Below are 12,302 nucleotides of genomic sequence, written 5' to 3'. Positions count from 1 at the left end.
CCCCTCATGACCGACCGCCCCGAACAGGACTACGACCCGGGCGACGTGGCCGTCATCGGCATGTCGCTCCGGGCCCCCGGCGCCCGCACCAAGGAACAGTTCTGGGACAACCTCGTCCACGGCCGGGAGTCCGTCAGCTTCCTGGCCAAGGACGACATCCACGTCGACGAGACCCTGATCCACAGCCCGTTCTACGTCCGGGCCTGCGGCGTGCTGGACACCTACGACAAGTTCGACCCCTCGGTGTTCGGCATCAGCGACCGGATGGCCGCCGCGATGACCCCGGAGAACCGGCTGTTCCTGGAGAGCGCCTGGGAGTCGCTGGAGGACGGCGGCTACGACCCGGACCGGCTCCAGGCCGAGATCGGCATGTACGGCGCCAACAACCCGCAGACCGCCGCGCTCTACGGCTCCCCGCCGGACCGGGTCTCGGTCGGCCCCGAGGCGATCGAGGCCAGCCTGGCGTGGTCCCCGGACACCATGACCTCCAACGCCCTGTACTACATGGGGCTCACCGGCGAGGCCGTCACCGTGGCCGCCGTCTGCGCGGGCTTCCACTACTCGGTGCACCTGGCCTGTCAGTCGCTGCTGCTCGGCCAGACCGACCTGGCGATCGCCGGCGGCGCGATGGTGCGCCTGCCGCACCCGCGCGGCCACCTGTGGGAGGAGAACCGCATCCTGTCGAAGGACGGCCACTGCCGCCCGTTCGACGCCAACGGCACCGGCACCGCGCTGTCCAGCGGCGTCGTCACCGTGCTGCTGAAGCCGCTCAGCCACGCCGTCGCCGACCGCGACCACATCTACGCGGTGGTCAAGGGCTCGGCCGTGAACAACAACGGCGTCAGCGCGATGGCCTACGGCCTGGCCCAGCCCGAGCGGCTGAGCGCCTGCATCGCCGCCGCCATGGAGGTCGGCGGGGTCACCCCCGACACGGTGGGTATGTACGAGGCCAACGGGCTCGGCCTGCCGATGACCGACGAGCTCGAGGTGCACGCCGCGAGCATGGCGTTCGGCAAGCAGACCGCCACCACCTCGATCGGCGGCGTCAAGGGCAACGTGGGCCACGGCGGCGTGGTCTCCGGCGGCTTCGGGGCGATCAAGGCGGCGCTGGCGCTCCACCACAAGCAGCTCCCGGCGACGATCAACCTGACCGAGGTCAACCCCGACCTCGACTTCCCCGGCACACCGTTCGTGCCGCAGCTCGAAGGGGCGGACTGGGAGCCGGAGTCCGGCATCCGCCGCGCGGGCATCACCTCGATCGGCGGCGGCGGCTACAACGCCCACCTGCTGCTGGAGGAGGCGCCCGCCCCCGCCGGGCGCGCCCCCGAGGAGGACGGCCGACCGCGGCTGGCCACCCTGTCCGCCCTGGACGACGAGGCGCTGGCCCGTCAGCGCGCCCGGCTCCGCGAGCGGCTGGAGGCCGACCCGGGGCTGCGGCTGGACGACGTCTGCTACAGCCTCAACCTCGGCCGCAAGGTGATGCCCCGCCGCTGGGCGGCCGTGGTCCGCAGCCGCGCCGAGCTGATCGCCGCACTGGCCGTGGACGCGGGCGGCCCGGCCACCACGACCGCCGCCGCCCCCGCCGCCGACCCCGGCGCCCTCACCCGCGGCGACCACGGGCTGGTGCCGGCCGGCCGGGACGCCCGGGCGCTGGCCGACCTGGCCGCCGCCTGGGTGAACGGTCAGCAGGTGGACTTCGCCGCCCTGCACCGCGGCGAGGCCAGCCACCGGGTGCCGCTGCCCACCTACCCGTTCCAGCCGCGCCGGTTCTGGCGCACGGACTGGTGACCATGAACGCACCGGCACCGGCCCCGGCCACCGCCGACCTGGGCGACCCGGCCACCTTCGCCGGCCACGACCTCGACGGCTTCTGGCGCACCCTGCGGGACACCGCGCCGCTGCACTGGAACCCCCCGGCGGACGGCCGCCGCGGCTTCTGGGTGCTCTCCCGGCACGAGTCCATCATGGCCGTCTACCGGGACGACGCGAACTTCACCTCCGAGCGCGGCAACGTGCTCGTCACCCTCCTGGAGGGCGGCGACGCCGGGGCCGGCCGGATGCTCGCCGTCACCGACGGGCACCGCCACCACGAACTGCGCAAGATCCTCCAACGGGTGCTCTCCCCGCGGGTGCTGGACGAGGTCGCGAGGTCCGTCCGGGCCAACACCCGGCGCTGGATCCGCGAGGCCGTCGAGTGCGGCGGCTGCGACTTCGCCGCGCAGATCGCCGCCCGGATCCCGATGACCACCATCTCCAACCTGCTCGGCGTCCCCGAACAGGACCAGGAGTACCTGCTCAGCCTCACCAAGGCCGCGCTCTCCGCGGACCACGAGGACGTCGACGAGGTCGACTCCGAGATGGCCCGCAACGAGATCCTGATGTACTTCATGGACCTCGTCGAGGAACGCCGCGAGCACCCCGGCGAGGACGTCATCAGCATGCTGGTCGCCAGCTCCATCGACGGCGTGCCGCTGACCGACGAGGACGTGGTGCTCAACTGCTACAGCCTGATCATCGGCGGCGACGAGACCAGCCGGCTGACGATGATCGACTGCGTCCACACCCTCGCCGCCCGCCCCGAGCAGTGGCAGCGGCTCAAACGCCGCGAGGTCGCGGTGGAGACCGCCGTGGACGAGGTGCTGCGCTGGGCCTCGCCCACCATGCACTTCGGGCGCAGCGTCCGCCGGGAGACCGAACTGCACGGCGTACGGCTGCGCCCCGGGGAGATCGTCACCCTCTGGCACGCCTCCGGCAACCGCGACGAGCGGGTCTTCGCCCGGCCCGAACGCTTCGACCTCGGCCGCACCCCCAACAAGCACCTGGCGTTCGGCTACGGCCCGCACTTCTGCGTCGGCTCCTACCTCGCCAAGGTGGAGATCGCCGAACTGCTCACCGCGCTGCGGGACTTCACCACCGGCTTCGAGCAGACCGGACCGGCCCGGCGGATCCGCTCCAACTTCCTGACCGGGTTCTCCACCATGCCGGTGCGGTTCGAACCCGACCGCGCCGGGCTGGAAGGAGCCGGGTAGCGACCTGACACCGACCGAGACCCGACCAGCCAGCGCAGGAGTACGGATGAACATCTACCTATCGGGACAAGGGGCGTTCGCGGTGCAGGTCGCGGAAGCCCTGCTGGACAGCGGACACAAGATCGTCGGCGCGGCGGCCCCCCGGCTGCGCAAGGGGCAGTCCGACGAGGCCAACGCGATGTGCTGGGACCGCCTGCGCTCCTGGGCGTACCCCCGGGACATCCCCTGGACCGACTCGGCCGAACTGCGCGCCCGGCACGTGCCCGACGGGGTGGACATCATCCTCGCCGCGCACTCGCACGCCTTCCTCGGCCGGGAGACCCGCGCCCGGGCCGCCGTCGCCACCATCGGCTACCACCCCAGCCTGCTGCCGCTGCACCGCGGCCGGGACGCCATCCGCTGGACGGTGCGCGACGGCGACAAGGTGACCGGCGGCAGCGTCTACCACCTCACCGAACGCACCGACGCCGGCCCGATCGCCGCCCAGCAGCACCTGTTCGTCCCCCCGGGCTCCACCGCGCAGAGCCTGTGGCGCGACCACCTGGCACCGCTCGGGGTGCGACTGCTCCTCAAGGTGGTCACCGACCTCGCCGCCGACCGGCGGATCGAAGTCCCCCAGGACGAGTCGCTGGCGACCTGGGAGCCCGCGATGGGCGCGCCGCCGCTGTTCAAACCCGAACTCATCGCCCTGCCGGGCACGGCCCGGGTCGACGGCAGCAAGTGGGCCCTGCACGAGCAGTGAGCCGGACTCCCCGCCCCGCGCCCTCCCCGGGTGCGGGGCACCGGCGTTCCCGCCGGCGGTCAGCGGGCGGCCGCCGCACGGCCCCGCACCGCGTTCCGCCGCACCGCACCGCGCCGTACCACGTCGCGTCGCACCGTCCGGACGCTCCGTCGCCGTCGCCGCTCGCGCGGGTGCGGCTCAGGCCCGTTCGCGCAGGGTGTCGCCGGGCGAGCGGTGGTAGGCCTCGCGGTAGAGGCCGGCGAAGTGCCCCTGGTGGGCGAAGCCCCAGCGCATCGCGATCCCGGCCACCGTGGCGCCGCCCGGGTCGGCGGCCAGCAGCTCCCGGTGCGCGGCGTCCAGCCGTACCCGGCGCAGATAGCCGAGCGGCGTGGTGTCCAGGTGCCGGCGGAAGGCGTACTGCAGTGCCCTCGGGGTGACGAAGGCGGCCGCGGCGATGTCCGCGAGCGAGACGTCGCGCTCCGCGTTCGCCTCGATGTGGGCGATCGCCCGGCGCAGGGTGTCCGGGGTGGCGTCCGTCCGGTCGGCGGGCACCGGCTCGGTGCGGCCGGTGTGGGGCAGGGCCGCCAGGGTCGCGGCCGCCAGGTGCTGGGCCGCGGAGGCGATCAGCAGCTCGCTGGCGCAGGCCGCCGGATTGCCCACCACGTGGTCGCGGACGTAGGCGACCGCGGCGCCGAGCTGCCGGTTCGCCGCCTCGTCGACGGCCCCCAGCCCGGTCAGCCGCACCGGGCCGCGCCCGTCCGCACCGGTCGGCGCGACGGCCTCCAGCAGACTGCTGTCGAACATCGCGATGGTGTAGCGGGCCGAACGGACCTCGCCCTGGTAGGGGGCGTCCGGCGGGGCGATCAGGAAGGTCTCGCCCGGGCCGAACACCGTCTCCTCGCCGTCTCCGGTCCGGTCGGCGAGCGTCCCGGCGTGCACGCTGATCAGGCACACCCGGCCGAGGCTGTCGGCGGTGTAGGACATGTCGTAGCCGAAGGACAGCCGGTCCACGCTGAGCGGGCCGACCGCCCGGCGGCTGATGCTCGCCCGGGCGTCCGCCACCGACTTGCCGATCCGCATCGGCGTGTAGGCGGTGGACAGGAACTCCTCCGTGGCCTCCAGGCTCGCGCTGTCGAACGACAACGACTCGACCATCCTCACCACCCGTCCGTCCGCGCGGCAGCCCTGGCCCGCGCACCTGGTCCAGACGCTACGCGCCCGTCGGCGGCACGCAAAGCCGGGCCCTCGCCCGCCCGCCCGCAGCCGTTTCGTTCCGGCAGCCGTCCGGGGCCGGCGCTTCGCTCCCGCAGCTGTGGGCGGGCCCCGCGGTGCACCACGGTGGGATCGGTGCCCTGCTCCTGGGCGCCGTCCACCCACCGGGAAAGGACCACCATGACCGTGCGCAGGGCTCCGCAGTCCCGCCGCCCGCAGTCCGGTACCGACATGTCCGCGCAGGTCACCGAGCTCGCCGCGGAGGCTGAACGCCAGTTCCGGGACGGGCTCCTGGAGTTCGCCGCGCAGGACGCGGTCCTCGCCCGGACGACCGCCGAGGGCCTCGCCCAGGCGGTGGGCACCGCCGCCGAGCAGGAGCGGCTGGCGGTCATCGACCGGCTGGAGCACCTCCGTGAGGCGCTCGCGGTGCTGGCCATCGGCATCGCCCGCACCCACGGGCAGCTGGCCTGGTTCCTCGCCCGGGCCAGCACCGTGCTGACGCCCGTGCTGCGCTGGCGGTCGCTGCCCGCCGACCGGCGGCAGTCCTTCGGCACCGTCGTACCGGACGCCGATGAACTCGGCGACGCCGAGGGCGCCGTACGCCGGCTCTGCTCGGCGCTCACCCGGATCGGCACGGCCGGCGTCGGCCCGCAGCCGGGGCCGGAGACCAGCCCGGACAGCCGGGCCGCGGGCGGACCGGCCCCCGACGGGCCCGCCCGGACGGCCTGGCCCCGGACGCCGTCGCCTGATCCGGTCCGCGGGCGCCGCGCCCTCGGGGCGTCCGGTCCGGCTGATTCGGAACCGGGCTGGCGGGCACCCGCCGAACCGTCCGACCATCGCCGCCTCGGAAGGGAAGCACACCATGACCACGCGTGACGACAACGGGACCCAGCCGGACGAGCCGGCCCGGGAGCGGTCCGCCGAGGAGCGTTCGATCACCTCGCCCACCCCGGCCGACGTCCGGGAGAAGGCGGAGGGGCCGGTCGGGGACCGGGAGCGGTCCGCCGAGGAGCACTCGATCACCGCCCCCACCCCGGCCGACGTCCGGCGCAAGGCCGCAACGCACGACGAGGACGACCCGGAGCCGCCCGCGGCCGACGCCGTGGCGCCCTGACGACGCCCCGCCCCCGCCCCGCACCCGTCCGGCACCCGCCGCCGGACGGGTGCCGGGCCTGCGCGGAACCCGCGGGGACGGCGTGCGGAACCGGCGGGAATCCGGTGTGTTTCCGTGGCACGCCGGAGCGGTGGATCGGCCCGGAAGGGGTAGCCGAGCGCTGCCGCCGTCGGCGTTCGGCGCCGCGGCGGGCCCCCGGAGCCCCGTCCACCGAATGGAGATCCACCGCATGACCGTCGCCACCTGCCGGCTCACCTCCGTCACCCTGCCCGAAGGCCCGTTCCCGCACGTGTCGGTCGAGGCCGAGCTGCGTTTCGACGCCTCGCTCCCGTACGCGGTGTGCCTGGCCTTCCCCCCGGTCGACGACGGAGGCGAGGAGCTCCGGTGGTTCTTCGCGCGCGAGCTGCTGAACGAGGGCCGGCACGCCCCGGCCGGGTACGGGGACGTGACCGTCGCCCCCGGGCCGCGCGGGCAGGTCCTGGTGACCCTGCGCAGCCGCGAGGGGCGGGCGCTGATCAGCGTCCCGGCGGAAGCGGTGACCGCCTTCCTCGTCGACTCCTTCGCCCTGGTGCCGGCCGGCCGCGAGCCGGAACACCTGGACGTCGACGCCGCCCTCGCCCGGCTGCTGCCCTGACGGGCCGGCCCGTCCACCGCCGCGCGACGGCCGTGCATGGGCCGGACCGGGCGGGGTAGCCGGAACGCACGGCGGTCCCGGCCCGGCGCCCTTCCTCCCCGCGGGGCCGGGCCGCCGCCACGGCCCTCCGGCCCCCGACCCCATGGCAACCGAACGGAACGGAGCCGACCATGACCACGCAACCGCTCCCGGCCGCGCTCGCCGTCAGCCCCTCGCTGCCGGCCGTCCTGCTGCCCGCCCTGGTCGTCGCCGCGCTGCTCATCGGCGCCTTCGCCTGGGGCAGCCACCGCCTGTCCCGGCGCCGGCCGCCCCGGGCCGAGCGGGGCGCCGCCGCCGGGCGCGCGGACTCCTGGCGCACGCCCGACGGCGAGGGCCCGCGGCGCGCCGGGCGGCGCTCCGACGACCACCGACCCGACCACTGACCCGACCGCTGAGCGGGCCGCACCCGGCTCGGGCCGGCCAGGAACGGGTGTCCTGGCCGGCCCGAGCCGGGTGCGAGGTGTGCCGGTCAGTAGTAGTGGCGACGGCCGCCGACCGCGTGCCCGAGGGAACCGGCGACCCACAGGACGAGGCCGATGGCGACCAGGATGATCCCGATGGTCCACAGGATCGGGAATCCGATGACGAAGCCGACGATGAGCAGGATGACGCCGAGGACGATCACTGTGTCCTCCCTGGGTGGTGGAGACGGCGGTCGGAAGGCCGGCCGCGGCACGCTCGGTACCGAAACCCGCCCGGGTGGCGGAGCCGTCACGTCCTCCGCCGTGCCCATGAACCGCGTCTACCGCCCCAGCGCCGGGGCAAACCCCGGCGGGCCTCAGGCCGCCGGAGCGGCCGGACCGCCGGTGAACAGGGCCCGGCGCTCCTCCGCCGTCAGGCCGCCCCGGACCCCGTACGGCTCCCGCTCCGCGAGCGCCTGCCGGCGGCACTCCACCCGCACCTCGCAGCCGGCGCAGACGGCCTTCGCCGCCTCCTCGCGCTCCCTCGCGGCGTCCGGCCGCTCGGGGGCGGCCAGGAACAGGCGCCCGTGGTCGGCGCGGCGGCAGGCCGCCGCCGGTTCGGGGCTCCAGCGGCGCTCGGCGGCTTCGGGCAGGCGGGGGAGGTCGGCCACGGCGGATCCTTCCGGTCGGGGGTCGTCCCCCGTCGTCTAACCCCGTCCCGCGCGTTCATGCCCCCGGCCACGGACCCTGGCGCACCTCTGACGCGCTTGCGGCGCACTGTGACGCACCTCTGACGCGTCCAGGCCCGGGGCCCGGTCCGGAAAGCGGGGCCCGGCCGCCGCTCAGCGCCGGTGGCGGCCCCGGCGGCCGGCGGCCGGGGCCGGACCCCGGGCCGGGAGGAACAGCCGGGCCGCCTCCCGGCCCAGGTTGACGCCGATGGCAAGGGCCATCGCGGTGGCCGTGGCGTGCCCCAGGCCGCTGAGCCCGGCCTCGGGCTCGCCGCGGACGAAGGCGAGCAGCCCGAAGTAGAGCAGTGACCCGGGCAGCAGCGACCCCAGCGCGGCGGTGACGAACGGCAGCACCGAGCTGCCCCGGTACCGGGCCATCAGCTGGCCGGACAGGCCCACCAGCACCGCGGCCAGGCCGGTGGCCATGATCGGCTCCGCGCCCGCGCCGACCAGCACCGAGTACGTCGTCCAGCCCGCCGCACTGTTGACCAGGACGGCCGGCAGCGTGGCCGGCTCGGTGTTGAGCAGCACGGCGAAGGCCAGCGCCAGCAGGACGGCGGCGGCCAGCTGGAGCGGCGGGTTGGCGGCGGCGGCCGGGCCGCTCTGGGCGGCCAGGTCGGCGCCGTTGTTGACCCCGACGTAGAGCACGGTCATCACCCCGACGACCACGCCCGCCAGCAGGTACAGCACCTCCAGCAGCCGGGCGGCGGCGGTGAGGTAGAAGCCCGCGAGGCCGTCCTGCACGGCCGCCACCATCGGCCAGCCGGGCAGCAGCGCGTACAGTCCGCCGGTGATCACCACCGAGCCGCGCAGGTGCAGGTGGTTGAAGGACATCAGGATGCCGACCACCGCGGCCGGGGTCGCGGCCACCGCGATCCGGTAGAACTCCGGCAGGTCGTGCCGCTCGACCTGGGCGGCCAGCAGACCGCCCGCCATCGTGGTGACCACGGCGCTGACGAACACCAGCCAGGCCCGGGCGTCGGCCCGGCCGCCGACCAGCAGGGTGGCGCCGCCGGCCAGCAGGCCGGAGGAGAGCACCAGCAGCCAGGCCGGGTAGTGGCGGCAGTGCCGGCGCACGGCCCGCAGCCGCCGGTGGGCGTCGTCCACGGCGAGCCCGCCCGCGGTGATCTCGGTGACCATCCGGAACAGGGCGGCCAGGCCCGCGTAGTCCTCGGCGGGCCGGCGCACGAAGCGTTCGGCCGTCACCGGCGGTTCGCCGTGGCCGGGTTGGTAGGAGATCGCGACCCGGGTGAAGGCCACCTGGGGGTCGCAGGCGCGGGCCCGGTAGGTCCGCGCGACGGCGAGCATCGCCGCCTCGACGTCCTCCGCGGCCTCACCGCAGGCCAGCATCAACTCGCCCACCAGCAGCGCCAGGCCGAGCACGGCGGTCACCTCGGTCGGGCCCGGCCCGTCCGCGCCGCCGTCCTCCCCCTCGCCGTGCCCGGCCGGGGGGTGGGCGGCGGCCGGGGTGCGCAGCAGCGGCAGCATCTGCTCGGGCCAGCGGACCGCGCCGTCCGCCGCCCCGGGCGGTCTTCCGGAGACGGGGTCGGCCTCCTCGGCCTCCTCCGGCCTGCCCTGCGGCGGCACCCGTCGGCCGTCCGGGCCGTCCGTTCCGGCCCGCGCGCCACGCTCCTCGTGCTCCGGCATCGTCGCTCCCTGCATCACCCCCCACTCGGCTGCTCTCGGCACCCATCCGACTACCCGTCGCCGTCGATTCGTGAACGTCACACCCGGAGCGCGGCCGGGCCCGCACGCCCTGGTGGAGACGGCCGTCACCGGGCAGACCCTCCTGCCGGCACTGCGAGAGGCGTTCTGACCACGCGCCCGTACCCGGCGGGACGGACCGCGCACCCGCCCCGGCACAACAAACCGGGACATACTCCTGCGATCCGGGGGCAGAAGGAGCGACGACACACACGCCAACCGAGGAGGTCGAACCATGGTCCCGCTCCTGCTGGTCCTTCTGCTCGCTCTGATCCTGTTCGGCGCCGGATTCGCCCTGAAGGTGCTCTGGTGGGCAGCCGTCATCGTGCTCGTGGTCTGGCTGCTCGGCTTCGTCGCGCGGGGCACGTCGTCGACCGGCGCGCGGGGTCGCTGGTACCGCTGGTAGCCGCTCACGGGGCGGTCGGCACGGCCGGCCGCTCCGCACCGCGGGGCCGTCCGTCCGGGCGGCCCCGCGGTGCGTCCGGAACCGGCCGGTGGTGCCGGGGCCGCTCCCCCGGCACCACCCGCGGTCAGGGCGTACGGGTCACCGTGGCCCCCACCAGCCCCGCCACCAGGCCCTTCCGGCCGCCCTCGCGGCACCAGCGGCGCTGCCGGTCGGCCCCGTTGCCCTCGCGCTCCAGGCCGCGCCACAGCTCGGCCACCCGGTCGGTGTCCCCGGACGCCGCGAGCCCGGGGGCGAGACGGGCCCGCAGTTCTCCGAGCACGGCCGCGGCCGGCCGGGCGACTCCGTCGGACGGGGAGACCAGCCGGCCGTGCAGGCCGGTGCGGGCGGCGTGCCAGGTAGCGGCGCGCAGCAGTTCGTCCGGAGCGTCGGGGCGGGGGCGCCCGGCCCGTTCGTCCAGAACCGCCGAGACGACCAGTGCCCTGGCCAGACCGGCGAACAACTCGGCTTCGGCGACGGTCAGCTGGACGTCCATCGCGCGGATCTCGACGGTCGGGTAGCGGCTCGACAACCGGGCCTGCCAGTACAGCTGCCCCTCGTCCACGATCGCTCCGGCGGCCTTCAGCGCCGCCACCCGCCGATGGTGGTCCGCCAGGTCGTGGAAGGCCGGCGGCGGGCCGCTGACCGCCCACTGGTCGAAGTGGACCGTCCGCCAGCTGGCGAACCGGGTGTCGGCACCGCGCCAGAACGGCGAGTTGGCGCTCAGCGCCACCAGCACCGGCAGCCAGGGGCGCAGCCGCACCAGGGCCCCGAGCCGTTCCTCCTCGTCCGGGACGCCGACGTGCACGTGCATCCCGTTCAGCATCAGGTCGTCCACCAGCGCCGGTGCCTGGTCGCGGGCGCGCCGGTAGCGCTCCCCGTCCGTGACCGGCACCGGGCCGCCCGGGGCGAACGGCGCCGACCCGACCGGCACCACCCGGCACCCGTGCTGCGCGGCGGCCGCGTTCAGTCCGGCGCGCACCCTGGACAGGTGCCGGGCCACCTCGGTCAGGTCCTCGCACACCGGTGTGGCGGTCTCCACCTGGACCTGGAGCAGTTCGTGCTGTGCCTCCGCGGGGCGCAGCGCGGGCGCCAGCGAGGCGGTCGCCAGGACCTCGGCCGCCCGGGGCAGCGGCACCCCGTCCCGGGGGTCCACCAGCAGGTATTCTTCTTCGACTCCGAGTGTCAGCATGCCCGGACCGCTACCCCGCAGACCGTTCCGTACACGGCCCGCCCCGATCCGCGCGCCAGGACACCGCGGCCCGCGGGCGGGACCGGGGCGACCGGGGCCGTGCTACGCCCGGTCGAGCCGGCCGGCGTCGAACTCGGCCCAGATCGTCTTGCCCAGGGCGTGCCGTTCGGCCCCCCAGCGGTCGGCGATCCGCTGCACGATGAACAGCCCGTGGCCGCCGGGCAGGGCCGGATGGTGCGGTTCGCGCGGGGCGGGCAGGTCGCCGCTGCGGTCGCTGACCTCGATCCGCAGCCGGTCCCCGGTGAGGTCGAGGACGAGTTCCAGCGGACCGCCGCCGTGCAGCATGGCGTTGCCGACGAGTTCGGCGACCACCAGGACGATGTCCTCCGCGATCCCGTCCGCCGTCCGGGGCGGGCACCAGTCGCCGAGCGCCAGGACGGTGTGGGCCCGGGCCCGGGCGACCGGCTTGGGCAGCCCGAGCAGGGGCAGGCGCCGCCGCTGACCGCCGGCGGGCAGGACGAGACCGGTCCCGTGAGGGCCGCCGTCCAGGGCTCCCCGGCTCATCGTCATGTGAGGGCACCCCTTTGGATCGACGACGCTTTCGCAGCTCGGTTTCCCGGTGGCCCCGGGATTATGCCCGATCCGGGACGGAGCCCCGGCGGGCACCGCCCTCAACGGGCCAGGGCCGCCTCGACCGACTCGTGGACGGAGAAGACCGCTTGCGCGCCGGTCAGTTCGAGGACCCGCTGCACGGTGGGCGCCACCGCCGCGAGCCGCAGTTCCAGTCCTTCCCGTTCCGCCGCGAGGCGCGTCCTGAGCAGGAGGTTCAGGCCCGAGGAGTCGCAGAAGGCGACTCCCCGCAGATCGATCACCACGGCGGTCGGGCGCCGCGCGACCAGGTCGGCGAGCGCTCCGGCGGCCGGGACCAGCGACTCGACGTCGAGGTCGCCGACCAGCGTGCACACCACCGCGCCCTCGTCGGTGGTGCGGCTGCGCACCTCCAGGCCGGGCCGGGGCGCGGGAACCGCCAGGGCCGTGGCGCCCTGGTCGTCCTCGGATGGCATCATCGTCGTTCCCTCCCTGTCC

At 75.5% G+C, this 12,302-nt stretch carries 15 protein-coding genes; 8 read left to right on the top strand and 7 right to left on the bottom strand.

Annotated elements, in window-relative coordinates; translation table 11 throughout:
- The first annotated feature begins 6 nt into the window (after nucleotides 1-6).
- The 3 genes from ACZ3YL_RS24595 to ACZ3YL_RS24585 are packed head-to-tail and all read left to right on the top strand — an operon-like array spanning nucleotide 7 to nucleotide 3,771.
- A complete protein-coding gene (locus ACZ3YL_RS24595; protein ID WP_188307650.1) occupies nucleotides 7-1,788 on the top strand; it encodes a beta-ketoacyl synthase N-terminal-like domain-containing protein in 1,782 nt (593 codons plus the stop codon).
- A 2-nt stretch (nucleotides 1,789-1,790) separates the two neighbouring features.
- Nucleotides 1,791-3,029, top strand: a complete 1,239-nt coding sequence (locus ACZ3YL_RS24590; RefSeq protein ID WP_465659863.1) for a cytochrome P450 — start codon at nucleotides 1,791-1,793, stop codon at nucleotides 3,027-3,029.
- A gap of 46 nt (nucleotides 3,030-3,075) precedes the next feature.
- Nucleotides 3,076-3,771 carry a formyltransferase family protein gene (locus ACZ3YL_RS24585; protein WP_465659862.1) on the top strand — a complete coding sequence of 232 codons (696 nt, stop codon included), beginning with the start codon at nucleotides 3,076-3,078 and terminating at the stop codon, nucleotides 3,769-3,771.
- 177 nt (nucleotides 3,772-3,948) lie between these two features.
- On the opposite strand, the gene ACZ3YL_RS24580 is transcribed toward ACZ3YL_RS24585, so the two are convergent.
- Nucleotides 3,949-4,893: a helix-turn-helix domain-containing protein gene (locus tag ACZ3YL_RS24580; RefSeq protein ID WP_223242964.1), complete on the bottom strand. Its 945-nt coding sequence runs from the start codon at nucleotides 4,891-4,893 to the stop codon at nucleotides 3,949-3,951.
- A gap of 249 nt (nucleotides 4,894-5,142) precedes the next feature.
- On the opposite strand from ACZ3YL_RS24580, the gene ACZ3YL_RS24575 reads away from it, so the two are divergent.
- From ACZ3YL_RS24575 to ACZ3YL_RS24560, 4 genes are all read left to right on the top strand, one after another.
- Nucleotides 5,143-5,838 carry a hypothetical protein gene (locus ACZ3YL_RS24575; RefSeq protein WP_188307654.1) on the top strand — a complete coding sequence of 232 codons (696 nt, stop codon included), beginning with the start codon at nucleotides 5,143-5,145 and terminating at the stop codon, nucleotides 5,836-5,838.
- The gene (locus tag ACZ3YL_RS24570; protein ID WP_465659861.1) at nucleotides 5,825-6,076 is read left to right on the top strand and encodes a hypothetical protein; all 252 of its coding nucleotides are present in this window, start codon (nucleotides 5,825-5,827) and stop codon (nucleotides 6,074-6,076) included. Before ACZ3YL_RS24575 ends, ACZ3YL_RS24570 begins: the two co-directional genes overlap by 14 nt.
- Nucleotides 6,077-6,305: 229 nt before the next feature.
- A complete protein-coding gene (locus ACZ3YL_RS24565) occupies nucleotides 6,306-6,710 on the top strand; it encodes an SsgA family sporulation/cell division regulator (RefSeq protein ID WP_188307656.1) in 405 nt (134 codons plus the stop codon).
- Between the two features lie 170 nt (nucleotides 6,711-6,880).
- A complete protein-coding gene (locus ACZ3YL_RS24560) occupies nucleotides 6,881-7,132 on the top strand; it encodes a hypothetical protein (RefSeq protein ID WP_465659860.1) in 252 nt (83 codons plus the stop codon).
- Between the two features lie 86 nt (nucleotides 7,133-7,218).
- Here the strand turns inward: ACZ3YL_RS24560 and ACZ3YL_RS24555 are convergent, their stop codons facing one another.
- From ACZ3YL_RS24555 to ACZ3YL_RS24545, 3 genes are all read right to left on the bottom strand, one after another.
- Nucleotides 7,219-7,374: a DUF6131 family protein gene (locus tag ACZ3YL_RS24555; RefSeq protein ID WP_188309454.1), complete on the bottom strand. Its 156-nt coding sequence runs from the start codon at nucleotides 7,372-7,374 to the stop codon at nucleotides 7,219-7,221.
- Nucleotides 7,375-7,527: 153 nt separating this feature from the next.
- Nucleotides 7,528-7,821 carry a WhiB family transcriptional regulator gene (locus tag ACZ3YL_RS24550; RefSeq protein ID WP_317621473.1) on the bottom strand — a complete coding sequence of 98 codons (294 nt, stop codon included), beginning with the start codon at nucleotides 7,819-7,821 and terminating at the stop codon, nucleotides 7,528-7,530.
- Nucleotides 7,822-7,992: 171 nt separating this feature from the next.
- On the bottom strand, nucleotides 7,993-9,525 hold the full coding sequence (locus tag ACZ3YL_RS24545) for a threonine/serine exporter family protein (protein WP_465659859.1): 1,533 nt from the start codon (nucleotides 9,523-9,525) through the stop codon (nucleotides 7,993-7,995).
- 292 nt (nucleotides 9,526-9,817) lie between these two features.
- On the opposite strand from ACZ3YL_RS24545, the gene ACZ3YL_RS24540 reads away from it, so the two are divergent.
- Nucleotides 9,818-9,988, top strand: a complete 171-nt coding sequence (locus tag ACZ3YL_RS24540; RefSeq protein WP_188309455.1) for a hydrophobic protein — start codon at nucleotides 9,818-9,820, stop codon at nucleotides 9,986-9,988.
- Nucleotides 9,989-10,112: 124 nt separating this feature from the next.
- On the opposite strand, the gene ACZ3YL_RS24535 is transcribed toward ACZ3YL_RS24540, so the two are convergent.
- From ACZ3YL_RS24535 to ACZ3YL_RS24525, 3 genes are all read right to left on the bottom strand, one after another.
- Entirely contained in the window at nucleotides 10,113-11,216 is a 1,104-nt protein-coding gene (locus ACZ3YL_RS24535) for a carboxylate-amine ligase (RefSeq protein WP_188309456.1), read from the bottom strand.
- A 102-nt stretch (nucleotides 11,217-11,318) separates the two neighbouring features.
- On the bottom strand, nucleotides 11,319-11,786 hold the full coding sequence (locus ACZ3YL_RS24530; RefSeq protein WP_188309457.1) for an ATP-binding protein: 468 nt from the start codon (nucleotides 11,784-11,786) through the stop codon (nucleotides 11,319-11,321).
- 101 nt (nucleotides 11,787-11,887) lie between these two features.
- Nucleotides 11,888-12,283 (bottom strand): STAS domain-containing protein, encoded by a 396-nt coding sequence (locus tag ACZ3YL_RS24525; protein WP_223243485.1) that lies wholly within the window; start codon nucleotides 12,281-12,283, stop codon nucleotides 11,888-11,890.
- Nucleotides 12,284-12,302 lie beyond the last annotated feature (19 nt).

It is taken from the genome of Kitasatospora sp. NPDC023176 (assembly GCF_055560495.1).
The sequence above is the reverse complement of the archived record's forward strand: the minus strand, read 5'-3'. Positions and strand labels throughout refer to the sequence as shown.